Origin of the sequence: Methanolobus sp. WCC4 (assembly GCF_038022665.1) — an archaeon.
GTDB lineage: Archaea > Halobacteriota > Methanosarcinia > Methanosarcinales > Methanosarcinaceae > Methanolobus.
In genome coordinates, this window is sequence record NZ_CP150629.1 from 1,762,786 (window position 1) to 1,787,583 (window position 24,798).

A 24,798-nucleotide genomic window follows, 5' to 3' on the forward strand; every position below is an offset into this window, starting at 1 on the left:
CGGACACACTTAAATACTTACATCTTTTTTGTAATGTCTTTAAGCTTGGTGATGGCATCCATCGTAGTCTTGGTGTCTTCTATGATCTTCTGTTCATAGTGTTTGATGATGTCTTCAACAGGTGCTGAGAGCTTGTAGATCTTTGTAGGTCTGCCTTTGCCTACTGCCTTCTTGTTGTGGATATCGATCCAGCTTCTTTCACGCATGTGCCTCATGGCAACGCTGACCTCTGGCTGTCTCAGACCGGTACTCATCTCAATCTCCTGGGAAGAAGCTTCATCCACATTTGAAAGGTAGGTAAGTGTGGTTGCAACGTTCCTGGACATTCCAAGGCTCTTAAGTGCCTCAATGAACTTATAGTCTGTATCGTCTAGTATTTTTACTTCAAAGTCTTTCATAATCAAATAACCCCTTGATTTTGACAATAGCTCTTTCGAACTACAATTCATACTATGACATTATTATATTTAAAGTTATATATGCGCAAAATTAAAGCACTTAATAATTAATAATCTGTTCTAAATAATGTGTATTTTTTCGCTATAGTGAAAATTTTGTTCCTGAGAATGTCGAACGAATCTAGATAAACAGAAGACTTCCCATCAAATAGTTGCTCTCGTATCTCTTTTCCAATAACATCATCGGTTTCAGGTCTCAATCTTATCACAGTTGAGCCGGGGTATATGTGCTTCATATGTGAGAACCCGTCGATATCCCCATCTGTTATGCCAATGATGGGTATGCTCAGCCGATAAAGTATATCGCCTGCAATCTCAGTAGTATCATCACCGATCGTCACTGCAGCCTGTGCACCTTCCACAAGTTCGAAAGATCTCTCGGCCTCATGGTCGATAATTACAACCTTTATCCTGCCATCAGCATCAGGATGATGGTCATCTTCATCTGATGTATGCTTAAAAGCAGTATCCTTATTGCGAACAGAGAACTGATTCCCTCTTAATGGTCCGCTCTTCACCCAGCAGGTACGCAGGTCGACAGGTACCCGCCTTTCATAACCATGCAGTTTCTCAAGACCATGTTCCTTGACCCTTGCACCTTCTATATCCGTGATGAAGCCGTCCTTACTTATTATACGGATATCCTCCGACCTTGCGAATCCGACAATGATGCCGTTGATCATTATCTTCTCTCCCTGGTGCACTCCATAGACCTGTCGTATGACCCGGTGTCCATGGTCCTCAACGCTTATTGGTGTCACAAGTTCAGGTATGTCCGTTATCTCAAGTTCAAGTTTGTCGGCAAGGGTCTTTGCAAATTCAAGGGAATCGGTGTTCCATGGGATTATCCTGCCATCAGGCATCCCGGGTCTTTCTATATGTATAAGTGGTTTCACAGTGCGGCTATGGATCCTTGAGATCACTATATTGGCAAAAAGGACTCCGTTCTCTGTGGTCTTTCCATGGTTCAGTAGTATTACAGCATCCTTTGTCCTGAAGAACTCCTCTATGCAAATACTTGGTTTCAGGTTTTTTCTTATGTCTATGACATCCTCGAGGTGGGCATCAAGAACAGCTGTCTTACCAATGGTGCCTGCCATTACAGAATCGACATTTCCGGATTCTTCAAGTATTCCAATGACCTTTTTTGCCATGCCTGAGTCCACGATCTCAGGGCCATGGACGACCACACCTATTTCCATATTCAACTTTTAAGGTCCTTTTACAATTATATCTGCCGATAGACTATTATTTTGCAGATACAATTGAGCTGTATGGAAAAGGTCGAACTGACATGGCTGGGTCATTCCTGTTTTCAGATAGAGTTCTCTGGGATAACGGTCCTTATTGATCCGTTCATCACGGATAACCCGAAAGCAGAGGTCAAAGCCGATGAACTGGAACCGGATATTATCGCAGTCACACATGGGCACAGTGACCACTTCGGTGATACTGTAAGCATAGCGCAGAGGACGGGTTGTACTGTGGTCTGCATCCATGAGATCTCACAGTATCTCAGGCAGAAGGGAATAGTCACTTCCGGTATGAATATCGGAGGGAATATAGAGGTTGACGGTATCCGTTTCATCATGACCGATGCCAGACATTCGTCTTCTATCGATGAATCAGGCTGGAGTTTTGATGGTGGCAGAGCAGCAGGGTTCATTGTGAAGGCAGGGGACATTTCCATCTATCATGCAGGAGATACCGGTCTTTTTGGTGATATGGAACTCATCTCCCGTCTTTATAGTCCTGATGTTGCCATACTTCCGATCGGTGGAAGATATACCATGGATGCAAAGGATGCCGCACTTGCGGTTCAGATGTTGCGCCCTAAGATCGCAATACCCATGCATTACAATACATTTGATGTGATAGCCCAGGACCCACATATTTTTGCAGAGTGTACAAAATCAGTGCCTGACACTAATGTAATGATTCCGGAAATCGGGGACTCAATTATTTTATAAGGATTCGTATATAAAATAATTTCATCTTTATTTATATACAACGGATAGGTTTATATTTGATTATGTCGAACTTATCATAGGCAAAAGTCGAGTTATAATTATTTATCACATATATCCCCTCTTAGTTCTCGTCATACGGCTTTTGCCAGCTCTTAATACATCTTATAATTCATCGGTTTTGAGCTTTGCATCTATGTCCTTATTCCTGTTGTCCGAAGCCCGATATTATATAAAACTTTCTGTAATTATAACAAAATAATCTTATTGTTCATACTAATTTTTGTAGACACTTCCTTATTTTTATACCTGCTTACTTTTTTAATTAAGTGTGTAACTTAGTTTCTTATACCTTTTTATATTATGATGTTGTGTAGTCAGCAAAATAAATTGTAATTTAATAGTAGCTTTTTTATTGAAGAGTTTGCTATTCGTAAGGAGTCAGGCATGGAACACAGATCTTATGATATATTCAACGTCAATGAACTTCATGAGATACTGGACCGTTTCGATGGCGGTTTTGATCTGCCTTTCTCTTTTGTGGATCCGAATGGTGATGTATTCACATCGTCCGGATGGAGTGATATGGTCTCTATATTCCATTGTATTGAACGGATGAGAAAGGATACCAGTCTTAATGTCCATGCACGAAGCGCTCATTTCCCCGAGTATGGAAATGAATGCTCTGCATTCGAATTTAAAAATGGGCTTGTTGCTGCTGACCTTTTTCTTCCTGTTGAAGGCTCATATTTAACTGCAAGATTTGTATTCTTCTCTTTTGAGAATTCTGAGGAATGGTCATCGTTCACTCCGGATGAAATGATCCCTGTCACCCCTGATGTCTTTAATTATTCTTCTGAAAGGATACCCTGTTTCAGTAAAGATGATGCCAGTAAGAAGATAGGTCTTTTCAGGTGTCTTGCTGAACTCCTGATACATATGGGTTCACAGGATAGGAAACTGAATGAACAGGAGGCTCGCATGATCCTCTATGAAAAAGAGCTTGCTTCAAATAAGGAAGAAATGATGTCCCTTGAGAAGATGAAGGCCGATATTCTGTCAAGGTTCAGTCATGAGCTTAAAACCCCTCTGTCTATAATTAAAGGCTACAATGAACTTCTTTATGATGGATGTCTGGGTCAGACAACGGAGTCTCAGAAAAATGCCCTTGATACTTCGATCTTCAATATCAACAAGCTTGAAAGGATAATTGATTCACTTGTGTATGTCGGAATGGAACATTCCGATGGGCATTTCTATGAATACAATCCACTTAATATACTGGATGTTATTGAGGCAGCCAGTGTGAATATGGAAAGGTCGCTTGCGATAATGGATCAGATCCTTGAGATCGATGTCCCGGAGATCGTTCCTTTCATACACGGAGATAGTAAGAAATTATTACAGGCGCTGGTCCATTTGCTTGATAACGCTATCAAATTCTCTCCTGCGGGAAGTACTATCACGATCTCTGTGGCCGAATCAGATGACCGTTTATTGTTGAGTGTTCAGGACAGGGGTATAGGAATATTCGAGGACAAGATATGCCACATATTCGATGATTTCTATCAGGGAGATGGTACCCTTACAAGGAAATATCCCGGTGTTGGTCTCGGACTAAATATCTGCCAGCGTATCATCCAGCGTCATGATGGTAATATCCGTGTTGAGAGCAAGGTGGACGAAGGCTCGACGTTCCACATCGACCTGCCGATAAAAGAGCGTCTAACTGATAGTATGTACTCCTGATCTCCCGGTATAAATGGAGTACCTCAAAAGCAAAAAAATAGTTTCCGGGTATCGGATACCCGGTTGTTCTAAAGTAAATATATTACCTATTTCTTGAAACAGACATCAAGGTGTTCCTGAGGCGTTGGTTTCGTTGCAAGACTTACGACTATGGCAACCACGAATGCAAGTGGTGTGGCTACAAGTATCGGGTCCACAACGGTCCAGGTTCCTGTGAGGATGGTGTCAACACCAAAGATCGCCTTGCTTATTCCAAGTGGTACAGCTTCTGATTTGTGTACGAATGCAAGCCAGAACAGACTGCTGAATGTCCCGACAAGAAGACTTGCGATAGCACCTTCCTTTGTCATGCGTTTCCAGAACAGTGCACCGGTGTACATTGGCAGGAATGCTGCTGCACAGAGTCCGAAGAAGATCGCTGTTGCACGGGCAATGATACTGATAGGCAGTATGTACGCCAGTATTACACTTGCAAGGATGGTGAATGCGATAGCCGCTCTGGTAATGTTGATGGTCTGTCCGAGTTCTCCCTTCTTGATGAACTCACGATATAGATCGTGGCCTATGGATGTTCCCATTGTGTGGAACTGGGAGCTCAGGGTCGACATAGCTGCTGCAAGCAGTGTCAGCATGAACAGGATGACAAAGGTCTCAGGCATGGCGCTGTTGATGAACTCAGGCATGATAAGGTCGGTATTTCCTCCTGCAACCACGACTGATATCTGGCCCAGTGTTTCGTAGAAGTATGCGTTTGAGAGTGCACCTACCGTGAAGGCAACTCCTGTCATCATGAGGATGAATGGTCCGCCGACAAGTACTGCCCTGTTGAGTGCTGTGTCGTTCTTTACTGTCATGAACCTGACAGCAAGCTGAGGCTGAGCGACAACTCCTATTCCCACACCAAGGACCAGCGTTGATACCAGTGTCCACCATATGGGTGAGCCGAATGCAGGCATGGATGTCCAGCCCATATGTCCTCCAGCTACAAGACTATCCGGTACAAGGTCGTTCATGGCTGTGAGTGCCGAGTGGGCGGCGGAAACTCCTCCAAGTTTGATATAGGTGAACACGAGCAGGAAAGCCATTCCAATGAACATGAGGGTTCCTTGCAGAGCGTCAGTGTACATAACAGCGATAAGTCCGCCTGTGATAACATAAGCGGCTACAATAACTGTGAGAATAAGAACTGCAATGTCATAGTTTATATTGAGGGTAGATTCAAGGAACCTTGCTCCTCCGATAAGTACGATACCTGCATAAAGTGGCATGAATATGCCTATGAGTGCTCCTGAGAATCCCTGTATGAACCTTGACTGGAAACGCCTTCCAAGTAGTTCAGGGAATGTGACGGCATTTAGGTTAAGTCCCATACGGCGTGTCTTTGAACCGAATAAGACGAATGCGATGAATATCCCTACGAAGATGTTCATGAATGCAAGCCATAAAAGTCCCATACCAAGGGCACCGGCAGCACCGCCAAAACCGATTATGGCTGAGGTACTGATGAAGGTCGCACCGTAGGACAGTGCAAGGATATAAGGATGTATCTGCCTTCCGGCTACCATGTAGTCTTCGGTCTGTTTGGTTTTCTTGTATCCGAGCCATCCGAGATAGAAGATAACCATGAGATACACAAGTATTATTACTCCAAGAACAGGTGTGCTCAGTGCCATCAGTCCATCTCCTCTCCGTCGGAGTCACCGTTCCATTTAAGGGCTCCATATATTATGCAGCCAATGGCGCTTACGAAACACAGGATGTAAGCCAGCCATATCTGCGGGTCATCTATTCCAAGCATGTTTTCTCCTTCCTTTCAATCTTTACAATAAATAATGATAAAAGCTAACATGTCATTTGTTAGCATAACACTCTATTTAAAGTTTAGTAAATAAAACTGCATGCCTGTGGCTGGTATGTTGCCGGGGCTATTAAAAAAGGACAGTGTGTTTAAGTATCTATCAAAAAAATAAGACCAGTAAATGTTAGTTTCCCTTCATTTTACCGGCATGCATATATCGACTATATGATGCTTTAGAGGATGTTCCTCCGGATCATTCAAGTATACCTCATAACTTGCCCGAGACAGGTCCATCTCAAGTTTACTCTGCAGCACCCAGTCAACAACTTTCTCCCATACAGGGCCATACTCCTCAGCTCCCGTAAGTTCAGCACGCATTGTCACATACTTTCCACCGGGAAGCATTTTCTTTTTGATCTCTCCTTCAACTTCAACGTCATCTCCAATGGTCATGCATGCGTCCAGCTTCAACTCTTCAGGAGGTGTAACGCCCGGGTCATCATAATAGGCAGACATCCAGAGTGTATCCGGTCCCATCAATTGTTTTGGCCCTGCCCAGTTACCAAGTTTGCCAAACAGACCCGCAAACACTTCTGCATTTCCTATGTAGTTCCCGACAAATGATACATAGGCCACTGTTCGTTCTTCTAAATCCGTTATCGAAGGTTCTTTAATGATCTCCACACCTATCACCAATATTTATTCTCAAATCCTTTTTTGTCGTGTTTAGTATAAAGGTTCGTGGTATGTTGGGTGAAAGTAATGGGTATTTCTGATGAGAAAATAAAAAACCGGTCAATTGGTCTAAGTTGCCAATGACCGCTTCGAAAAGAATAGATATCAATTTCTCTTAAAACACTGTTCTATATGCTCCTTTGAAGCAGGTTCTGTCATCAGGCTCACGACTATCGCCACTACAAATGCAATTGGTGTAGCTACAAGTATCGGGTCCACGACGGTCCATGTTCCTGTGAGCAGGGTATCGACACCGAAGAGTGCCTGGCTGATTCCCAGTGCAGTTGCTTCCTTTGCATGAACGAATGTGAGCCAGAACAGACTTGCGAAGGTTCCAACTATCAAGCTTGCAGTTGCTCCCTGCCTTGTCATGCGTTTCCAGAAGATAGCTCCGGTGTACATTGGGAGGAATGCTGCTGCACAGAGTCCAAAGAATATCGCTGTTGCCCTTGCGATGATACCTGGCGGGAGAATATATGCCAGGACCACGCTTATCATGATAGTTGTTGCGATACCTGCCCTTGTGACACTGATCGTCTGTCCTATCTTTCCATTCATGACTCCCTGGCGGTAGAAGTCATGTCCAAAGGCGGTACCCATAGCATGGAACTGTGAGCTGAGCGTTGACATGGCTGCTGCCAGTAGTGTTAGCAGGAAGAACACAACGAAGTAATCCGGCATTGCACTGTTTATGTACTCGGGCATGATCTTGTCTATATTTCCACCTGCAACATCAAGGGAGATCATTCCCTGAGTGTCGAAGAAATAGACATTTGACAACGCACCTACGAGATATGCAACACCTGCCATCATGAAGATGAAAGGACCGCCTGAGAGAACCGCTCTCTTCAATGAGCGTGTGTTCTTCACTGTCATGAAGCGCACTGCAAGCTGTGGCTGTGCAAGAACCCCTACGCCAACTCCCAGTATTATAGTAGATACGAGCGTCCACCATACTGGTGAGCCGAATGCCGGCATTGTTGTCCATCCGGTATGTCCGATAGCTGCAAAGTTATCCGGGACAAGATATGCCATATTTGTGAGTGCCTGGTGGGCTTCTGTGACACCGCCAAGCTTTGAGTATGTCAGTACAAGAAGAATGCCCATTCCGATGAACATCAGTACTCCCTGCAATGCGTCAGTGTACATGACTGCAATAAGTCCGCCTGTTATCACATAGGCTGCAACTATCACTGCAAGTATGAGGATAGCGATATTGTATTCGATGTTCAGGGCTGTTTCCATGAAACGAGCTCCCCCTATCAGGACACTGCCTGCATAGAGTGGCATGAAAATGGTTATCAAAGCACCTGAGAATCCCTGAATGAACCTTGACTGGAACCTCCTTCCTATCAGTTCCGGGAATGTCACAGCCTTGAGGTTCACGCCCATACGCCTCGTCCTTGAACCAAATATGACAAAAGCGATGAAGATGCCTACAGCGATGTTCATGAATACGAGCCACAGTATCCCGAGACCAAAGGCCCCGGCATATCCTCCGAACCCGATGATCGCTGATGTACTGATAAATGCCGCACCATAGGAGAAGGCAAGTACGAAAGGATTGACCTTCCTTCCAGCCAGCATATAATCGTCATTATCCTTTGTCTGTTTATATCCCAGCCAGCCCAGGTAGAAGACCACCATCATATATGCCAGGACAGATATTCCAAGAAGTGGGGTGCTGACTGCCATCAGACATCCTCCTCGTCATCGTTCCAGTGTATAATGCCGTAGATGATACATCCTATGGCACTTACAAAACATAACACGTAAGCGACCCATATCTGTGGGTCTGTAATACCTAACATTTCTTCCTCTCCAGTAATTGATAAAGCCATCTGTTAGTTCAGTTCATAGATTAACTTTTCGATATTATTAAGGATCAGAAGCTTACTCTGGCTGCCATAAGTTATAAATAAAACAAATTCATAGTAGATTTAGTGTTAAAAACAATATATGTTTGTAACACTAATGTGCGAACGAAAAAGATAGGTAATTATCCAGACAGTTTACCACTCTGGAAAAGAGGACACAGCACATCTATTTTTATCGCGGGTGCGGACACACCCGCTCCTCCACTTTATTATCGTCTTTTGTTCAGATATTCAGTTAGGTCTTGCTGTTATGAAGACCGCACGGCTTATCTGCTGTGTCTCCACAGAGAATCCGGCATTCTCGAAGTGGTCTATCCAGTCCTGAATACCTCTTTCGATCCCATGATTGTGGTCAAGTGGTTCGACCGCAAGGACCTTCCCTGTGCCAGGTATCATTCTTCTGGCTTCTGAGAGTGCCTTTGGTATGTCATCAAGGTGATGTAGCATGAAGAAACATGTCACTGTATCAAAGCTCTCATCTTCGAAAGGCAGTTCATAGATGCTTGCAGCCTTGAACGATGTGTTCTCTATATCATAGGATATCGCATTCAATCGGCATTGCTCCATTGTCCTTTCAAGAAGGTCGATGCCCGTTACCTTTGCTTCCGGATTCATCCTTGCCATCTGTAGTGTCAGGCTGCCAACCCCGCATCCTGCATCGAGTATGGTACTGCCGTCTACATGTGGTAGTGCTACATCCATTGTCTGCTTCTTGAGGATCTCCATTCCGGCAGGAGGGAACTCAGCTTCTTTGCTGTCAAAGGATGTGTAAGGCATTACACCATAGACAGGTGCCCTGTTCTTTGCAAAGAGTCCCTTGAAGTAGATCTTGTTACCGTCGACCTTTATCAGTTCGACCACGGAGACACCTGTGTGCCTGCAGAACCTTTTGTTCCATTCATCTCTCTTCTCAGGGAATTCCATTTCCAGTGGGTCATGGACCACGATGTAATGTGAGTATTCCTCGAAAAGAAGTTCTTTGGGATCGACCTCATCAAGCTCGACTATGCTCACACTCTCCTTCCAGAGTGCAAGGAGCTGCATGGTCTCTTCATCTGCAAAATTGGATACCTTTCCGATGGGTTTGAATGACATACGCTGAAAATTGTACTTTTCAGATAAACCTTTACTGGTTTACTGCTGTTACAACGATAATTTAGAAGCACCGTATTTCAAAATCATTTGAAACCATAATGTATATATAGCATTTCAACATATTTTGAAACAATGACCTCTTACCTTGTTGATCTGGCTTACATAGGTATTGCATCAGTTCAGGAGTATCTTGCACTTCACGTACTCCTGTGCCTGATACCTGCCTTTTTCCTGGCAGGCGCAATAGCATCGCTCTTCTCAAAAGAGTCTGTCCTGAAGTTCTTCGGGGCTGACGCACCAAAATATGTTTCCTATACAGTTGCCGCTGTCTCCGGCTGTCTTCTGGCCGTATGCAGTTGTACCGTACTGCCTCTCTTTGCAGGAATCTACAAAAGGGGAGCAGGTATCGGTCCTGCAACAACGTTCCTGTTCTCGGCCCCGGCCATAAACATACTGGCCATAGTCTACACCGCCAAGATACTTGGTTATGATCTTGGTGTTGCAAGGGCAGTGATCGCCATAACCCTTTCAATTGTCATTGGTCTTGTAATGGCCTCAATATACGAAAGGAACAACGGTGAAAGAAAGAGCATTAAAACGTTCGGCGAGGAGAAACATGCACACACAGTATGGCTATTCCTTCTGCTCCTGGCGATCCTCGTAACACCTGAGATCTTCCCGACATGGAATCCCATGCTCTTCATAGAGATCCCGCTGATACTTATCACAATATATGTTTCCCTCAAGTGGTTCGACAGGGATGAGCTGGAAAGCTGGATGGGAGAGACATGGTTCCTTGTAAAGCAGATCACACCCCTGCTTCTGATAGGTGTGTTCTTTGCAGGCATCATTGTGGAACTCCTTCCGGCAGAATACGTTGTGGAATATGTAGGAGGTGCCACAGCAGGTTCCTACGTGATCGCATCCGTATCAGCAGCCCTGATGTACTTCTCCACACTCACAGAGGTTCCGATAATAAGTGCACTCACCCTTCTGGGTATGGGAAAAGGTCCGGCACTTGCAATGCTCCTTGCAGGTCCTGCTCTCAGTCTGCCAAATATGATCGTAATAAGCAGGATAATGGGTGTGCAGAAAGGTATGACATACATCTCACTGGTAGTTGTGATATCTGCCATATCAGGATATATCTTTGGTATGTATATTATCTGATAACAGATCACATAAAAAAGGTTCAACGATAACATGAAAATACTGCTGATATCCGATATTCATGGTAATAAGGAAGCACTGGATACGGTGCTTCAAGTCCCGCATGACATGGTCATCTGTCTCGGTGACCTTGCTGACTACGGTCCCTCTCCATCCGAGTGTATAGACCACATAATACAACAGGGTATCGAGACCGTTCTCGGTAACCATGATGCTGCCGTAGGCTCCGGTATCGATTGCGGGTGCGGCTACAAGTACAAGCACCTTTCGCAATCCACAAGGGATTACACCTGGGAGAACACCACAGAGGAGCAGATGGCTTTCCTTCGTCAGCTTCCATTCAATATCGAGAAAGAGATCGACGGCCTGAAGTTGTACTTCACCCACGGAAGTCCGCGTTCCAATTTTGAGTACATAAGGCCTGAGACAACAGAGGAAGAACTTGAGGAAATGGTATCGGATATCGATGCCGATGTGCTGTTCATAGGGCATTCTCATGTTCCCTTCGTAAGGACACATAAGGACATGCTGGTAATAAATCCCGGTTCGGTGGGTCAGCCAAGGGACGGGGACTGGCATGCGAGTTGTGCCGTGTTCGATACTACCAGCAAAGAGACCGAACTTTTACGTCTTGAATATGACATGTATCGTACCTGTACGAAGATCGAGATCAACATGCCCAATGCAGATGAACTGACAGCAATATTAAAGAGAGGGTACTGATATCATTCTGTATGATCAGTTTAAAGATCAGGAGTTTTTAGAAAATGGTATTTGTTGCAGTCTATGAGAAGAATTGTACAGGATGCGGTTCATGTGTTGATGCATGCCCTAATGATATACTTGAGCTTAAGGACGGGGTAACTTTCCCTGCAAGGATGGACTCATGTCAGTATTGTATGACCTGTGTCGGGTCATGTGATCACGGTGCTATAAAGGTATTCCCATAAAAGTATCAATTTGACATTGATCGATAAAGAGATGAACATAATGAAGATAGAGATATTAGGTACAGGTTGTGCTAAGTGCAACAAGGCAAAGAAGTTCGTAGAAGAGGCAGTTGCTCAGGCAGGTGTCGATGCTGAAATAGTGAAGGTAGAGGATATGGATTCCATTCTTTCATATGGCGTGCTTATCACTCCTGCTGTTGTCGTTGACGGTGATGTTAAGATAGTCGGCAGGGTACCGAAGGTCGATGAAGTCATTGAATGGATCACGCAATAAGGTCTTGAGGTCTTTCAGGAGTTCTATCCATGTCTGATAATGTAAAGTGTTCATGCGGTTCTGACGTTGTGGGAATATTCCCATGTGCCGGTGCCTCTAACGTAGGTCAGTTGAGCAATGCCATTGCAGTGGAATTACACAAGCAGGGTGTTGGTAATATGATGTGCACCGTGGGTATTGGTGGCAAAAGGACAGGTCTTCTCAGATCAGCAGAGGGCTGTGAGTCCATCATAGTCATCGACGGATGCCCTGTCAACTGTGCGAAAGCAACAATGGAGGAAGCAGGTATACCGATAGGGAAACACATACTTCTCACAGACCTGGATATCAAAAAGAACAAAGACCTTGATCTTGACCCAGAGCAGGTCAAGGAAGTCCTTTCAAAAGTAGAAGGGATGCTTTAAGCATCTTTGCTCATATTTCTACAATCTCTACACCAATTTCGGGATCAAGGAGTGCCACGGTTCGTTTACCTGTGAGAACTCCTGCGGTCTCACCCGGATTTATAAGCAGCGTTTCGTTAATCTTGGTTACACCTGCGTGATGCGTGTGTCCTCTGACTACTATATCAAAGTCTCCTGATTCTGCCAGTGCTTGCACCGGAGGTTCATAGATTCCATGGATAAGCGCAATTCTTTTCCCGTCTATTTCCAGGTCGCCAAAGTCACCACAGCATTCTGCACCTATCTCATCGAACTTCTGCTTCAACAGCAGCCTGTCACCATCATTGTTCCCGAATACGAAGTACATGTCAGCGGTCAGTTTGCTGAAAGCCGCTGCGGTAAATGGTGAGATTATATCTCCCGCATGAAGGACAGTTGTTACCTGTTTCTTATTGAAGAGTTCCACTGCAGCCTTTATTGCATCCATGTTGTCATGGGAGTCCGACATAATTCCTATCATTGTTCCATCTCTCCACTTTAAAGAAGGAGGGGACAGGATTTATTCTTTTTCAAGAGTCCTGTCCAGTGCTGTAATTGTAATTGTAATTGTAATTGTAATTGTAACCTGATCTGTCGGACCGTGTATCAGATAATGTTCCTGCGTCTGCAAAGTAAAAGGATGGACATGGAGACTAAAAGGTAAAGTGAACTGTTCTGTGCGAGTTTTAGTTCAGAAGTTTCAGTGGAGTTTGTTCCTGCTTCCTCAACTTCAGCTACTTCTTCCTCAGTTTTGATAGGTGCGTCTGTGTCCTCATTGACAGGTTCAGTTTCCTCTTCATCAATGACCGGAACATCGGCTGTGATCGCAAAGGGTGAGAATCCCGGAGTCTTTGCTTCGAATATGAAAAAGTCCTGATCCTCGCCTGTCAGTTCCGTCTCGAGAATATTCCACTTTCCGTCATGATACCTGTTCAGGTGGATGTTCCCTGTCCCAACGTCATTGGCCTGCATCCATTGTTTGAGCACGGTGAACGATATCCTTGTATCCTCCACGTTGCTCTCAGTGGCATATCCTTCTTTGCCAACCCAGATATTGATGTTGCGATATATGATCCCATCAGGTTTTTCGGAAACCGTGGTGGAGACATCATTGAGCACTTCGACCGTGCTTGTAATGAATCCGGAGTTCTTCAGTGATGTGTAACTGATGGATGCGATGGGATTAGAGCTGTCAGAAAAGTTATAAACAGCTCTTGTGTTTGCAGTCACATATATCTTTGATACTTCCTTGTGGGCGATGTTCTCGGCTTTCTCATCGGTGTCACCACCGCCTCCTCCTCCGCCACCACTGCTGGTGGATTCAGTAATTTCTTCGGTTGAATTGGAGGATTCCCTGTTCTGGACAGTGACCTGTGCATCGTTGACGGTTATAGCTATGGGATTTCCTGAACAGTCACTCAGTATCACATTTGAAAGTCCGATCGTACAGTCTCCCATGTCTTCCTGAGCTGTGAATGAGACGATGGCAAAATTTCCCGCAGTGCTTATCTCGGCCTTTCCCAGGGTCACTGCAAAAAGGCCATTGATCGTCCCCACTGAATTATCAACGGTCCCACCAATGAAAATAGATGACGCCCCTTCCTGCTCGAAGAACTCACTTCCATCAACAATGTCTGCCTGGACAAGTTCGCTGTCGTAGGATATGTCCAGCTGTGCGCCAGCTACCGGACATTCCGGTTCTACATATATGTAGATATCGAATTCTTCGCCGGGACATACTTCCTGACTTGAAGGAAGTACACTTACCTCTGAAACCGCTGCTGTAACCGGAATACAGGAATATATCAGTGCCAGAAGCACTAATAGCAGTAAACCTTTCTTTCCTTTATCTGAAAAAATCCTAACTTCGCACATCCACACACCTGATAATTATTTATTTCAAAATAGTATATACTCATATATATTTATATTTTATTATTTTAATTGATGGAACTATACGAAGGTACCTGCTTATTCCGATCATCCCTTTCCAGATTTACAATGGGTCCGGAAGTGACTTCAAAAATGACGTCATCAAAATCTGATAAGTTATATAGTTCTGCAGGCAGAAGTAACTTTGATACATGGGTTTGTTGTATCACATCATTCCTGTTTAAATTGAATATCCTATGTCTTCATTAACTGCCTGCACACGTTGTTTTTTATACTAACAGGCACATAGGGATATTTATAAAAAACACAGGTATATTATCACGCGTAAATGCTTATGCGGATTTGGTATGGAGTGATCCATATATCAGTTGGTCAGAGCTGGATAAAACTGATCCTGAAAACGGCTGAGAATTTTGATCATGGATAAAAATGCTATCAATAAGAAAACAGAGAATATTTCGTCAATTTCCGGTAAACACGGATCAACGAATCTTATTCTGTGGAAATTGTTGATCCCACTATTATTAACGGCAGTTATTCTGATAAGTTCTTTTTCTATGATACTCTGGTGGCAGCAAAGCCAGCAAATGGAAAACTCCATCCATGATACGCTTTCTTTTGTTTCAGAAGAGTATAACCGTTCACTGGATGCACAATCTGTTAATCTGGGTAAAGAGATCGACTGGATACTCTTAACAGGAAAATATGAGGAAGGATTGACAGAGAAAGATCCTCAGAAATTACTCTTAACCTATCATAGTCAGTATGATCGATTGAATTCAGTCTACAAGATAACACATTTTTATTTCCATGACGAGAACCGTGTGAACATTTTACGTCTCCACAGTCCTGAGAAGAGTGGAGGTATCATTGAACGCTTTACTATCCTTGAGGCTGAAAGGACCGGAGAATCCTCCAGTGGAGTTGAGCTTGGTACGCTTGGCACTTTTACATTACGCACGGTTGAGCCTATATACAACAATGGGACTCTGATCGGCTATATAGAATTAGGCAAGGAAATAGAAGATGTCCTTGAATCGATATCATATCGTTCTGGAGCGGAAATTGCTGTTTTCATATACAAGGACGAACTGGATCAGGATGGCTGGGAACATGGAATGGAAATGCTTGGGAGGGATGGTGATCAGGAACATTATTCCTGGGAACACTATCATGACCAGGTTCTGATCTATAGTACATCAGACTTACCTGCTGAAGTTGATGACCTGATCCATGATCCATTGGCTTTGAACGAAAAAAGTATGCAGCATTTGCATAGTAAAGTTAGGACTGACAGCAAAGTATGGAGTGCTACATCTTTCCCGTTGAATGATGTTTCTGGTAGTGAAGTAGGCTTTATGCTTGTGATGGAGGATATCACTGATGAAACAAATATCCTGACCACAAGTCTGAAACTCATAATTGGTTTTTCACTTCTGATATTCGGTATCCTTTTCGTATTTTATTATTATATCCTGGATAAGACTGACAGGGAAATACTTGCAAATGAGAAAAAGATCCTGAACAGCGAGGAAAAGTTCAGGAATATATTCGAAGGTGCTATCGAAGGGATAAGTGTTTCTGATATCGATACTGGAAGGTTCAAGCATGTGAACTCATCTTTCTGCAACATGCTGGGCTACACAGAGGAAGAATTGACCGAAATGAGAACCCATGATATACACCCGGATACCGATCTAAGATCGATCCTGTCAAAACAGTGGCTGGTAACAGAGGATGAAAGTATCCTTTTATCGAACATCCCCTGTTTCAGGAAGGATGGATCGACAATGTATGTGGATCTGAGTATCTTTAATGCTAATATTGACGGCAGGAAGAGTATTGTAGGTTTCTATACCGACATCACAGTCCTTAAGAAAATAGATAATGAGGTGCGGAATGCCAACCTTGCAAGGCTCGCAGCAGAGGAGGCTAACCGTGTGAAAAGTGAATTCCTCGCAAATATGAGTCATGAATTGAGGACACCCCTGAACTCCATAATTGGTTTTTCCAGTATGCTTGATACAGAGACCTTTGGAGAGCTCAATGAGAAGCAATCCAGATACGTTAAAAATATCAATGCCAGTGGCAACCACCTTCTTAAAATTATCAATGATATACTTGATATTTCCAGAGTGGAGGCAGGGGAAATGGAACTGCACTATGAGGATGTGGATATAGTTTCTTTATTCGATGAAGTTAAGGATACGTTGATACCACAGGCTTCTGAAAAGAACATTATGCTGGAATATGGTGTTGATGAACATGTTTCGAGTATCTATGCTGACAAACTAAAAATAAAGCAGATCCTCTATAATCTTGTTAACAATGCTATCAAGTTCACAAGCAGTGGAGGAAAAGTCAATTTTGATGCTGCTATCAGGGGCGACCGTATATGTGTTTCTGTGACCGACACAGGAATCGGTATATCTGAAGATGATCAAAGAGAACTGTTCAAACCTTTCAGACAACTTGACTCTTTTTCAATAAAGGAACATGGTGGTACAGGCCTTGGACTCTTCCTGGTGAAAAAGTTCGTTGAACTTCACAAGGGTGAGGTTTTGGTTACCAGTGAATTAGGTAAAGGAAGCGTATTCACTTTCTGCATCCCACTCGAAAAGACAGTTATTCTGAAGTAACAGATTGCACAGGACAGGAATAACCGAAGATAGTGATCTATCAGTTTTGCTGCCTTGCACTTCTTGATCATATGCAGGCACTAAAATCCAGGCTACTCGTATCGAGTTCTTCCTTGCATGATCCAGTGAAACATTCCCTGCAGAGATCTTTACCCTTTAAGCGTATGAGCTTATCGCTTTCCTTTTTGCAAATATCACATTTTTGCATTATAAATCCCCATATGAGTGGATACTTACAGACTTAAAAAGTTATTGAAGGAAACTAAAGACGTTCTCCTTCAATATTTCCATAGACAATGTTGTTCTACAAAGAATATCTAAGTTAAGTGATTCACCAAAGAGGAAGATCTCCCTGGTGTTCCACACTACTCTGATCCCGGGGCCCTGATCATTGAGCACTCCGGAATTACATTACTGCCTTTACATCCACCTTTGTCTTGAACTCATCAAGGGTTATAGTCTCATCCAGGTAATCCTGAATATCAGATGTTTGCACAGTAACCTCGAAAAGCTCTTCCGTTCCATCGTACATTTCGATGATGACCTCATCAGTATCAGGTGCTGTCTCGGCTGCAACTCCCATGATATAGAACCAGATAAAGAGTGCATCGGTATCTGATCTCACTGGTGGCTGGTCATATTTGACAAGTACATGCTCTTCAGTTACTTCCACCACAGCATCATCTATCCCCTGGAATGCAAGGGATTCGTAGATCGACATGCTTGCAGCCCTGTCAACATCATAACTATCTGATACCATTGAATCCCATTCATCAGTAGATGAGCTGTCATCGTCCCCGCCTGAGAACAGGAGGAACAACAATACTATTCCTATTATTGCGATCGTTCTTTTTTTCATAGGTCGTATTCCTCCCCGTTATTGTAGGTTATTTTAGGATTGCTACGCTTGACCACCTGGCAGTTGTCCCATTTCCATGGTTTCCAGCTGCTTCCGGAGTCTTTCAGGGCAATATCACCAACAGGATTCTCGTCTTCATCCATTGGTACGTAATAGGTTCCACTTTTTGTTGTGACCTTCTTCCAGTGGTCCGGGCTGATCTCATGCTCTTTTCCATTTTCATCGGTATAAGGCAAAGAATAAGATGGTCCATCCTGGGTTTGTGTCATTTTTCCATAAGAATCCAGGAATGCGTTAGGTGTGGAAGTTCCGATCGGACCGTTCGTTATAACTCCCTGTCTTGCATCGCTGTTCTTTATAGCATCATCAAGTTCAGGCATGACCATGACCGTCTTTTCAGCTACTTCTAATCCGGTTTTTATAAGGCTGCCAACCACAGGTATTTTGTCTGCAACTTCCTGACCAACCTTTACAGTTCCATACAAAGCTTTTGCAGCGGTACCTGATGATCCTTTCATTTCACTGAGCTTCTTTGTATCTTTGTAGGCACCAACGTACTTGTCCACTTCTTCTTTTATACTATTGACCTTGTCTGCTTTCTCAAAGTACTTTGATATCTTTGAGTCTCCATAAGTCTCTGAAAAGAAAGAAGCTGCTTCGTGTCCGGTCTTCAGTGTCTCCATGCTTTCCTTTCTGCTCTTGTCAAATGCATCGAGATATGGTGTTTCACTGAGTTTTTCAGCGACCTTTTCCTTTCCCTCATAATCAGGTCCGCTACCTACAGTTACTGAGCCGTCGTCTTCAAAGTTAAAACCATCTCTGAAGACCTCTTTGATAATAGCTTTATTAGCTTCGACGTCCTGCTCTTCGCTTGTATCTATTTCATCAAGTTTGTCTATGTCTTCGGAGCTTTCATCCCTTAACATATCGAGGATCACAGCTTCCTGCTCCATCAGTTCCACGAATTCCTCGGGAAGGATATAGTTCATCTGTATGTTCTGGATATCTTCAATATCCTGCCTGTCAATGTCCTCAACATCGAGTTCTCCTTCATATTCGATAAGACCTTCTTCAAAGAGTTGATCATACTTTGCGAAGAGTCCATCGATCTCAGCAAGTACTTCTTCAAATTCATTGTCGTTGAACTCATCATCCCATTCGGTGGATTCAGTTCCATCTGATCCTGCTTCATCATCCGTAACTATTGGAATGTCATCAGAAACAGTGTCCTGCTGGGAATCGCTTTCGATATCTCCTATTGAAGTTCCTGTAGGAGTATCCTGTGTGCCTGTATCCGCTGTTACCCCGTCACCAATGGCACCACTTGCTTCTGACTGTTCCACAAGAGTGGTAAATATGACTTCAGCTACCGGTTGTATATCAGAGAGACCAATATTGTAACCATCTATAGTTACCAGCACCACGTTCCCATATGGTGTCGGAGCACTGAAAGTGATATCACTGCTGACAGTCCAGTCCGGATTTTCGGACATTATCATCATCTTATCCATGTCCCAATAGTCAATGCTCTGCATTTCAGGTTCCAGGTCTGTCTCTGAAAAATAGATAAGACCAAGATGCTCACTATCACCGACATACCAGACCCCGTCATCATTGATATCAGCATTTACCTCTCTTGCAGCACCAAGGACCACTTCATAGATGTCTGCCTCGCTGTGTTCTATGACCTCAGGAACCGTATTGCTTGCAGTTTCAGAAAAAACTCCGCTGGCTTCCGCTTCTTCTACAAGTCTGATAAAGATGTTATCAACTACCGGTTCGATCTCAGACAGAGGAAGTTCATAGCCTTCAAAGGTAACATAGACCTGTTCCCCTCCCGGGGTTGGAGCCATAAATGAAGCGGAGCTCATTAGAAATCCATTCTGGTCAGTATTCTCCACTTTCCACATAACATCAGGATTATCTACATACCAGTAATCCCGATCTTTCATTTCAGGCTTTAGCACCCCGTTTTCCCAGAAGCCCACGACTCCTACATGGTCCTCGTCCTCAACATACCATGTAAGGTCTTCAGTAAAACCGGGTTTTACCTCTTTCCCGGCTTCGTAGATTATTTTTTTCACTTCGTCATGGTTGTACTCTGCTGCTGCTATGGGCGCAGACATCAGGACAACAATTAATATACTCACTAATAATATATCCAGCCTCATATATTGAGACAGTATATTTTATGGCATAAATATGTTTTTGATATGTAGCGACGCTGATATGTGCACAGATGCAAACTACGGGTGTTATTGTTATGGCTTTAGTCAACAGGGAACAGGCACATTCCCTCAGTTCCTATAAGATACATTTTCCGTGTCACAAGGAAATACCCGTTATCCTTGCCGTTCACCTCAGAGCAGTCCTGCCATCTTCAGGAAATTGGTGAACAGTTTCCTTCCTGTGTTGCAATATTCCTCTGAGAACAGTTCGAAGTCCTTTTGCAGCTCGTCCCTGTCCATCTCCATGAGCTCAGGGTCATTGTCCAGCCATAATGTGAACATCTCCGGTGTCAGTTCGAAATGTCCCTGTATACCATATGCATGCTCACCAACCTTCACTATCTGGTGTCTGCAGTATTTCCCGGTTGCCAGCAACTGCATATCCTCTGTAAGGGTTACGGTCTCACCGTGCAGGTGGAATATCTTCAAAGGACCTTCAATGCCATTGAACAGAGGGTCACCTGTGTGCTTATTTTCAATATCGATGGAATAAGGTTTTCCATCCTCTCCCCTGAAGCCTATTTCTTTGATATCGTTCGGAAGTACGGAACCACCATATGTTTTTACAAGTGCCTGCATTCCAAGACAGATTCCAAGATAGGGTATTCCAGAATCGATAGCCCGACCTATCATCTCAAGTTCCTTTGTCATCTTCTCTGTGGTATCGTTGGCGCTGTCAGGTCCGCCGAATACCATGAGGGCTGAATATCCTTCCGGTTCAGGGAACTCTTCCCCGGTTTCAAGGTCTATTATATCGTGATGTATATCGTTCTCATCGAGTATCTTCTGAAGCAGACCGGGTCCTTCTCTTGATATGTTCTTAACAATAAGCAGGCTCATAGTTTCTAATATTCACTATCATGATAAATGATCTTTGAAGAAGGTGTATAAATGATGTTGAATTATGGAGGCTCTCTCTGGATGATTAGGAAAAAGATGGACCTTAAAGGCAGGATTACCCTACGTTTTTGAAAGTGAGGGGGTCACTTCCACGTTTAGTACCACCTGGGAATCTGCAATCTAAGGCCTTTCTCCGGCAAATCACGGTACCACCAACCAAACATACCGCTTTACTGATCATGCCACATGGATCGATAGGAACAGAACCATGTTCTAATTTTTTAGGCTTCAGTTATTATTTGCCAACAGTTGCTACTAACTTCTGACATTTAAGTGTTCCGATATGTAAAAATATTGTAATGGTTATCATTATGATGCTGTTCTATACTACTGAACAGAAGTTTTGTCAAACCAATATCTAGGCATGAATGATGTCATCCAATGCCTTCGAATAGTAATGATAGGCACTTTCATTGAAGCATATAAGACGAATATCCTCAAGTTCGCTCCCTGCTTCGATATGTTCGATAATGGTTCCAACTGCAATTCCCGAGGCCTTTTCAACGGGAAATGCATAGGCACCTATACTTATACCTGGAAATGCGATGCTTGTGATCCCGTGTTCCTCTGCAAGGCTGAGTGAGTTCATGTACGCACTCATAAGGAGTTTTTCTTCCATGAAGTCCCCTCCTTTCCATATGGGTCCAACTGTATGGATGACCCATTTTGCAGGTAGCAGGTATCCTTTTGTTATCTTTGCCTCACCGGTGTGACATCCTCCAAGAGTGCGACATTCCTCAAGAAGCTGCGGCCCTGCAGCATAATGGATGGCTCCGTCAACTCCCCCTCCTCCAAGCAGGGAATTGTTTGCAGCGTTCACAATAGCATCAACTTCCTGTTCAACTATGTCTCCCATGCTCACGCTTATAATGTCTGAAATATCCATATGATCCCTTCCGGTCCGTTGTCTAAAAGTATGATCGTCAGTATCGTTCTTATCTCTGTTGTATGAGATAATTTATAGAGAAGCGATACAATACTATAGATATACATTTCAGGAATAAGTTGGATCAGGCAGGCATACCATGGACGATATCACAGAGAGGATACTGACACTTTTCAGGGAGATAAGCAGCATACCCCGATGCTCCGGCAACGAGGAAAAGATAGCCATGTGGCTTAAAGAATGGGCACTTTCCCATGGCTTCAGTGTGAAGTTCGATAGTGTGAACAATATCGTGATAGGAGTGCCCGGTTCAAAGAAGTATAAGAACCTGCCAGCGATAGTCATTCAGGGTCATATGGACATGGTGGGGGAGAAGACACGGGAGAGCAGCCATGATTTCAGCACAGACCCGATAGTGCCTGTTATCGATGGTGACTGGATGGTAGCACAGGGGACAACCCTCGGTGCGGATAATGGGATTGCTATCGCTATTGCCCTTGCACTGGCAGAGGACAAAAGTCTGGAGCATCCTCCGCTTGAGCTTCTTTTTACCGTGGATGAGGAAACAGGACTTACAGGCGCCAATGCCCTGATGCCTGACTTCGTCACAGGACGTATACTCCTGAATGTGGACTCTGAAGATGAAGGTGTTTTCACCGTTGGCTGTGCAGGGGGTCTGAATACGACTATAAGGTTGCCATTGGTCTATTCTCCGATACCTGAGGATTCCATGACCTTTGAACTGGTGGTGGATGGTCTTGCAGGAGGTCACTCCGGTGTGGATATCCACGAGAACAGGGCAAATGCCAACAAAATGCTTGCAGGTGCTCTGCAGGTTCTTGCAGATGTGATGGGTATCATGATAATTGATATCAAAGGAGGTTCTGCACACAATGCAATTCCCAGGCATGCGGAAGCCATTGTAGTGGTACCTGCTGAGAATGAAGAAAAGGCGGTTTCACTTGTATCCGATCTTGAAGGCAGAATGATCACGGAGTATTCCGAAATCGAAGATTCGGTCACTATCACTATGGAAGAGATTGAAACGACCACAGATAAAGATGCAATAGATAGTGGGTCCACTATCAAGGTCATTGGGGTCTTACAATCACTTCCCCATGGTGTTGCTTCAATGTCACCTTCAACGCCGGGACTGGTTGAGACCTCGAACAACCTTGCCACTGTGGGAACAGAGGATGGTGAACTGGTGATTGTTTCAAGCCAGCGCAGTTCCTTTGATAAAGGTCTTGCTGATATCACTGCAAGGGTCGTTTCAGTTTCTGAAGAATATGGGGCCACATATTCCCACGGTTCAGGTTATCCTCCATGGCAGCCTGATATGGCTTCTCCTTTGCTTCAGCAATGCAGCGATATATACTCTCAGGTGTTCGGGGAGTATGCTAAGATAGAGGTCATACATGCCGGTCTGGAATGCGCTGTGATCGGTTCGAAGTTCGATGATATGGACATGATATCCTTCGGTCCGACAATAAAGAACCCGCATTCTCCTGACGAGAGATTGTACATACCATCTGTCAGGAAGATATGGGACTTCATGGTTGCTTTGCTTGCTTCCTATGACAATAAGAGGATGTTCGATAGGCCGGGTGGAAAGGACCAGAACAATAAGGATAACGGGAATAAGAAGAAAGGCAGGAAAGGAAGAAAGGCATGATTATTAATCTATCAGGTACAATATTACTTCCATGAGACAGTTCCCTAGACCAAAGGTCCTTGTAAGCAGATGTCTTGAATTCGATAATATCCGGCATGATGGTCATATTGTCCGCTCTGATATTGTTCGTGCTCTGATGCCTTTGGCGGACCTGATGCCGGTATGCCCTGAGGTTGAGATAGGTCTTGGTGTTCCGCGGGACCCTTTGAGGATCGTCAGGGTCAATGGTGAGGATAGGCTTATAATGCCTTCAACTGGTGAAGATCTCACGGACGCGATGCTTGGTTTTACAAAAGATTTCCTTGATGATCTGGGAAATATTGATGGGTGCATATTCAAAGGACATTCTCCAAGCATGGGAATAGATGATGCCAGGGTCTATGCAAAAGCAAGCCTTTCTCCTGTAGTCAAAAAAAGTGCAGGACTTTTTGCCGGCAGGGTAATTGACGAGTACCCCGGCTATCCGATAGAGGAGAACGACAGGTTGCGTAATGTCCGTATACGTCATCATTTCCTGACACATCTGTACACTTTTGCAGCCTTCAGGAAGGCGAAGGCAGATGGTTCTATGGAAGCTCTTATTGAGTTCAACAGGAACAACCGCTTTCTATTCATTTCCTACGACTCTTCGATAGCCACTGAAATGTCCCTGTTGCAGGGGTCAGAAAAGGAGATATCGTTGATATTTGAGGAATACGGTTCACTGCTGGGGTCATTGATGAGAAGACCCGGATCCATCGATAAGAAAGTGAATGCTGCACGCGATATGTTCTTCACGCTAAAAGATATCACACAGGAAGAAGGTTCCTTCTTTGAGGACATGCTTGGACGTTATGCAGATAACAGAATAAGTGAGGATGCAATGATCGAGGTATTAAGGATGCTGGCATTCCGCACACAGGGTGATGTCTCTTACAACAACACCTTCCTGTATCCATATCCTGAGGAGCTTAAGGGAAAAGCGGATGAGACAAGGGATAAGGAATATTGGGATAAGTGAACATTCAATTCGGCTCTGTAGAAATTCTAATTATTGATGAGCTACACTAAACCGCAGATAAACACAGATACACTCACCTCCAGCGGAGTTGAGTGCCTGCTGAACAATAGTTCAGCAGGTTACGCAGATATCGATAATTTTAATCTGCGTTTATCTGTGTTCATCTGTGGTTCGTACTACTAGAGGGGATTTCTACAGAGCCTTCAATTCTACTACTTATATA

General features: G+C 43.9%; 25 protein-coding genes. 11 read left to right on the forward strand and 14 right to left on the reverse strand.

Annotated features, from left to right (window positions below):
* Positions 1-17: 17 nt before the first annotated feature.
* A complete protein-coding gene (locus tag V7O63_RS08470; protein ID WP_091933948.1) occupies positions 18-398 on the reverse strand; it encodes a transcriptional regulator protein in 381 nt (126 codons plus the stop codon).
* Between the two features lie 107 nt (positions 399-505).
* Positions 506-1,660, reverse strand: a complete 1,155-nt coding sequence (locus tag V7O63_RS08475) for a DUF2117 domain-containing protein (RefSeq protein WP_340820827.1) — start codon at positions 1,658-1,660, stop codon at positions 506-508.
* A gap of 72 nt (positions 1,661-1,732) precedes the next feature.
* Here V7O63_RS08475 and V7O63_RS08480 point away from each other — a divergent pair, with 72 nt between their 5' ends.
* Positions 1,733-2,428 (forward strand): metal-dependent hydrolase, encoded by a 696-nt coding sequence (locus V7O63_RS08480; protein WP_340820828.1) that lies wholly within the window; start codon positions 1,733-1,735, stop codon positions 2,426-2,428.
* Positions 2,429-2,872: 444 nt separating this feature from the next.
* Positions 2,873-4,174, forward strand: a complete 1,302-nt coding sequence (locus V7O63_RS08485) for a HAMP domain-containing sensor histidine kinase (RefSeq protein ID WP_340818010.1) — start codon at positions 2,873-2,875, stop codon at positions 4,172-4,174.
* A gap of 86 nt (positions 4,175-4,260) precedes the next feature.
* Here the strand turns inward: V7O63_RS08485 and V7O63_RS08490 are convergent, their stop codons facing one another.
* The 6 genes from V7O63_RS08490 to V7O63_RS08515 form a co-directional block, all read right to left on the reverse strand.
* Positions 4,261-5,847: a sodium:solute symporter family protein gene (locus V7O63_RS08490; protein WP_340818012.1), complete on the reverse strand. Its 1,587-nt coding sequence runs from the start codon at positions 5,845-5,847 to the stop codon at positions 4,261-4,263.
* Positions 5,847-5,972: a symporter small accessory protein gene (locus V7O63_RS08495; protein WP_340818013.1), complete on the reverse strand. Its 126-nt coding sequence runs from the start codon at positions 5,970-5,972 to the stop codon at positions 5,847-5,849. Before V7O63_RS08495 ends, V7O63_RS08490 begins: the two co-directional genes overlap by 1 nt.
* A 195-nt stretch (positions 5,973-6,167) precedes the next feature.
* Entirely contained in the window at positions 6,168-6,656 is a 489-nt protein-coding gene (locus tag V7O63_RS08500; RefSeq protein WP_340818014.1) for a GyrI-like domain-containing protein, read from the reverse strand.
* A 156-nt stretch (positions 6,657-6,812) separates the two neighbouring features.
* Positions 6,813-8,402, reverse strand: a complete 1,590-nt coding sequence (locus tag V7O63_RS08505) for a sodium:solute symporter family protein (protein WP_340818015.1) — start codon at positions 8,400-8,402, stop codon at positions 6,813-6,815.
* A complete protein-coding gene (locus tag V7O63_RS08510) occupies positions 8,402-8,518 on the reverse strand; it encodes a symporter small accessory protein (RefSeq protein ID WP_340818016.1) in 117 nt (38 codons plus the stop codon). The genes V7O63_RS08505 and V7O63_RS08510 overlap by 1 nt, the downstream gene beginning before the upstream one ends.
* Positions 8,519-8,815: 297 nt before the next feature.
* Positions 8,816-9,679, reverse strand: a complete 864-nt coding sequence (locus V7O63_RS08515) for a class I SAM-dependent methyltransferase (RefSeq protein WP_340818017.1) — start codon at positions 9,677-9,679, stop codon at positions 8,816-8,818.
* A 132-nt stretch (positions 9,680-9,811) separates the two neighbouring features.
* Here V7O63_RS08515 and V7O63_RS08520 point away from each other — a divergent pair, with 132 nt between their 5' ends.
* The 5 genes from V7O63_RS08520 to V7O63_RS08540 are packed head-to-tail and all read left to right on the forward strand — an operon-like array spanning position 9,812 to position 12,477.
* On the forward strand, positions 9,812-10,849 hold the full coding sequence (locus V7O63_RS08520; protein WP_340818018.1) for a permease: 1,038 nt from the start codon (positions 9,812-9,814) through the stop codon (positions 10,847-10,849).
* A gap of 33 nt (positions 10,850-10,882) precedes the next feature.
* Positions 10,883-11,572, forward strand: coding sequence for a metallophosphoesterase family protein (locus V7O63_RS08525; protein WP_340818019.1), 690 nt, complete (start codon positions 10,883-10,885; stop codon positions 11,570-11,572).
* A gap of 44 nt (positions 11,573-11,616) precedes the next feature.
* Positions 11,617-11,799 (forward strand): 4Fe-4S dicluster domain-containing protein, encoded by a 183-nt coding sequence (locus tag V7O63_RS08530; protein ID WP_340818020.1) that lies wholly within the window; start codon positions 11,617-11,619, stop codon positions 11,797-11,799.
* Between the two features lie 40 nt (positions 11,800-11,839).
* A complete protein-coding gene (locus tag V7O63_RS08535; RefSeq protein WP_340820829.1) occupies positions 11,840-12,073 on the forward strand; it encodes a thioredoxin family protein in 234 nt (77 codons plus the stop codon).
* Positions 12,074-12,102: 29 nt separating this feature from the next.
* On the forward strand, positions 12,103-12,477 hold the full coding sequence (locus V7O63_RS08540) for a putative zinc-binding protein (RefSeq protein ID WP_340818021.1): 375 nt from the start codon (positions 12,103-12,105) through the stop codon (positions 12,475-12,477).
* A 10-nt stretch (positions 12,478-12,487) separates the two neighbouring features.
* Here V7O63_RS08540 and V7O63_RS08545 read toward each other — a convergent pair whose 3' ends face one another.
* Both V7O63_RS08545 and V7O63_RS08550 read right to left on the reverse strand, forming a co-directional pair.
* The gene (locus tag V7O63_RS08545; RefSeq protein ID WP_340818022.1) at positions 12,488-12,976 is read right to left on the reverse strand and encodes a metallophosphoesterase; all 489 of its coding nucleotides are present in this window, start codon (positions 12,974-12,976) and stop codon (positions 12,488-12,490) included.
* Between the two features lie 125 nt (positions 12,977-13,101).
* A complete protein-coding gene (locus tag V7O63_RS08550; RefSeq protein WP_340818023.1) occupies positions 13,102-14,370 on the reverse strand; it encodes a PGF-pre-PGF domain-containing protein in 1,269 nt (422 codons plus the stop codon).
* A gap of 605 nt (positions 14,371-14,975) precedes the next feature.
* On the opposite strand from V7O63_RS08550, the gene V7O63_RS08555 reads away from it, so the two are divergent.
* Positions 14,976-17,027 (forward strand): ATP-binding protein, encoded by a 2,052-nt coding sequence (locus V7O63_RS08555; protein WP_340818024.1) that lies wholly within the window; start codon positions 14,976-14,978, stop codon positions 17,025-17,027.
* A 406-nt stretch (positions 17,028-17,433) separates the two neighbouring features.
* Here the strand turns inward: V7O63_RS08555 and V7O63_RS08560 are convergent, their stop codons facing one another.
* The 4 genes from V7O63_RS08560 to V7O63_RS08575 form a co-directional block, all read right to left on the reverse strand.
* Positions 17,434-17,886, reverse strand: coding sequence for a hypothetical protein (locus V7O63_RS08560; protein WP_340818025.1), 453 nt, complete (start codon positions 17,884-17,886; stop codon positions 17,434-17,436).
* On the reverse strand, positions 17,883-20,012 hold the full coding sequence (locus tag V7O63_RS08565; RefSeq protein WP_340818026.1) for a hypothetical protein: 2,130 nt from the start codon (positions 20,010-20,012) through the stop codon (positions 17,883-17,885). The genes V7O63_RS08560 and V7O63_RS08565 overlap by 4 nt, the downstream gene beginning before the upstream one ends.
* A gap of 234 nt (positions 20,013-20,246) precedes the next feature.
* Positions 20,247-20,954 carry a type 1 glutamine amidotransferase gene (locus V7O63_RS08570; RefSeq protein ID WP_340818028.1) on the reverse strand — a complete coding sequence of 236 codons (708 nt, stop codon included), beginning with the start codon at positions 20,952-20,954 and terminating at the stop codon, positions 20,247-20,249.
* A gap of 418 nt (positions 20,955-21,372) precedes the next feature.
* A complete protein-coding gene (locus V7O63_RS08575) occupies positions 21,373-21,900 on the reverse strand; it encodes an O-acetyl-ADP-ribose deacetylase (RefSeq protein ID WP_340818029.1) in 528 nt (175 codons plus the stop codon).
* A gap of 139 nt (positions 21,901-22,039) precedes the next feature.
* Between V7O63_RS08575 and V7O63_RS08580 the strand changes: the two genes are divergently transcribed.
* Genes V7O63_RS08580 through V7O63_RS08590 form a run of 3 tightly spaced genes read left to right on the forward strand, consistent with a single transcriptional unit; the run spans position 22,040 to position 24,758 of the window.
* Entirely contained in the window at positions 22,040-23,575 is a 1,536-nt protein-coding gene (locus V7O63_RS08580; RefSeq protein WP_340818030.1) for an aminoacyl-histidine dipeptidase, read from the forward strand.
* Between the two features lie 31 nt (positions 23,576-23,606).
* Entirely contained in the window at positions 23,607-24,575 is a 969-nt protein-coding gene (locus V7O63_RS08585) for a DUF523 and DUF1722 domain-containing protein (protein WP_340818031.1), read from the forward strand.
* A 36-nt stretch (positions 24,576-24,611) separates the two neighbouring features.
* Entirely contained in the window at positions 24,612-24,758 is a 147-nt protein-coding gene (locus V7O63_RS08590; protein ID WP_340818033.1) for a hypothetical protein, read from the forward strand.
* The last annotated feature ends 40 nt before the right edge of the window (positions 24,759-24,798 follow it).

Excerpts from the sequence above, each read along its gene's own strand:
- V7O63_RS08470 (WP_091933948.1), bottom strand. The coding sequence starts at position 398 with ATGAAAGACTTTGAAGTAAAAATACTAGACGATACAGACTATAAGTTC.
- V7O63_RS08475 (WP_340820827.1), bottom strand. The coding sequence starts at position 1,660 with ATGGAAATAGGTGTGGTCGTCCATGGCCCTGAGATCGTGGACTCAGGC.
- V7O63_RS08480 (WP_340820828.1), top strand. The coding sequence starts at position 1,733 with ATGGAAAAGGTCGAACTGACATGGCTGGGTCATTCCTGTTTTCAGATA.
- V7O63_RS08485 (WP_340818010.1), top strand. The coding sequence starts at position 2,873 with ATGGAACACAGATCTTATGATATATTCAACGTCAATGAACTTCATGAG.
- V7O63_RS08490 (WP_340818012.1), bottom strand. The coding sequence starts at position 5,847 with ATGGCACTGAGCACACCTGTTCTTGGAGTAATAATACTTGTGTATCTC.
- V7O63_RS08495 (WP_340818013.1), bottom strand. The coding sequence starts at position 5,972 with ATGCTTGGAATAGATGACCCGCAGATATGGCTGGCTTACATCCTGTGT.
- V7O63_RS08505 (WP_340818015.1), bottom strand. The coding sequence starts at position 8,402 with ATGGCAGTCAGCACCCCACTTCTTGGAATATCTGTCCTGGCATATATG.
- V7O63_RS08510 (WP_340818016.1), bottom strand. The coding sequence starts at position 8,518 with ATGTTAGGTATTACAGACCCACAGATATGGGTCGCTTACGTGTTATGT.
- V7O63_RS08515 (WP_340818017.1), bottom strand. The coding sequence starts at position 9,679 with ATGTCATTCAAACCCATCGGAAAGGTATCCAATTTTGCAGATGAAGAG.
- V7O63_RS08520 (WP_340818018.1), top strand. The coding sequence starts at position 9,812 with ATGACCTCTTACCTTGTTGATCTGGCTTACATAGGTATTGCATCAGTT.
- V7O63_RS08525 (WP_340818019.1), top strand. The coding sequence starts at position 10,883 with ATGAAAATACTGCTGATATCCGATATTCATGGTAATAAGGAAGCACTG.
- V7O63_RS08530 (WP_340818020.1), top strand. The coding sequence starts at position 11,617 with ATGGTATTTGTTGCAGTCTATGAGAAGAATTGTACAGGATGCGGTTCA.
- V7O63_RS08535 (WP_340820829.1), top strand. The coding sequence starts at position 11,840 with ATGAAGATAGAGATATTAGGTACAGGTTGTGCTAAGTGCAACAAGGCA.
- V7O63_RS08540 (WP_340818021.1), top strand. The coding sequence starts at position 12,103 with ATGTCTGATAATGTAAAGTGTTCATGCGGTTCTGACGTTGTGGGAATA.
- V7O63_RS08545 (WP_340818022.1), bottom strand. The coding sequence starts at position 12,976 with ATGATAGGAATTATGTCGGACTCCCATGACAACATGGATGCAATAAAG.
- V7O63_RS08550 (WP_340818023.1), bottom strand. The coding sequence starts at position 14,370 with ATGTGCGAAGTTAGGATTTTTTCAGATAAAGGAAAGAAAGGTTTACTG.
- V7O63_RS08555 (WP_340818024.1), top strand. The coding sequence starts at position 14,976 with ATGGAAAACTCCATCCATGATACGCTTTCTTTTGTTTCAGAAGAGTAT.
- V7O63_RS08560 (WP_340818025.1), bottom strand. The coding sequence starts at position 17,886 with ATGAAAAAAAGAACGATCGCAATAATAGGAATAGTATTGTTGTTCCTC.
- V7O63_RS08565 (WP_340818026.1), bottom strand. The coding sequence starts at position 20,012 with ATGTCTGCGCCCATAGCAGCAGCAGAGTACAACCATGACGAAGTGAAA.
- V7O63_RS08570 (WP_340818028.1), bottom strand. The coding sequence starts at position 20,954 with ATGAGCCTGCTTATTGTTAAGAACATATCAAGAGAAGGACCCGGTCTG.
- V7O63_RS08575 (WP_340818029.1), bottom strand. The coding sequence starts at position 21,900 with ATGGATATTTCAGACATTATAAGCGTGAGCATGGGAGACATAGTTGAA.
- V7O63_RS08580 (WP_340818030.1), top strand. The coding sequence starts at position 22,040 with ATGGACGATATCACAGAGAGGATACTGACACTTTTCAGGGAGATAAGC.
- V7O63_RS08585 (WP_340818031.1), top strand. The coding sequence starts at position 23,607 with ATGAGACAGTTCCCTAGACCAAAGGTCCTTGTAAGCAGATGTCTTGAA.
- V7O63_RS08590 (WP_340818033.1), top strand. The coding sequence starts at position 24,612 with ATGAGCTACACTAAACCGCAGATAAACACAGATACACTCACCTCCAGC.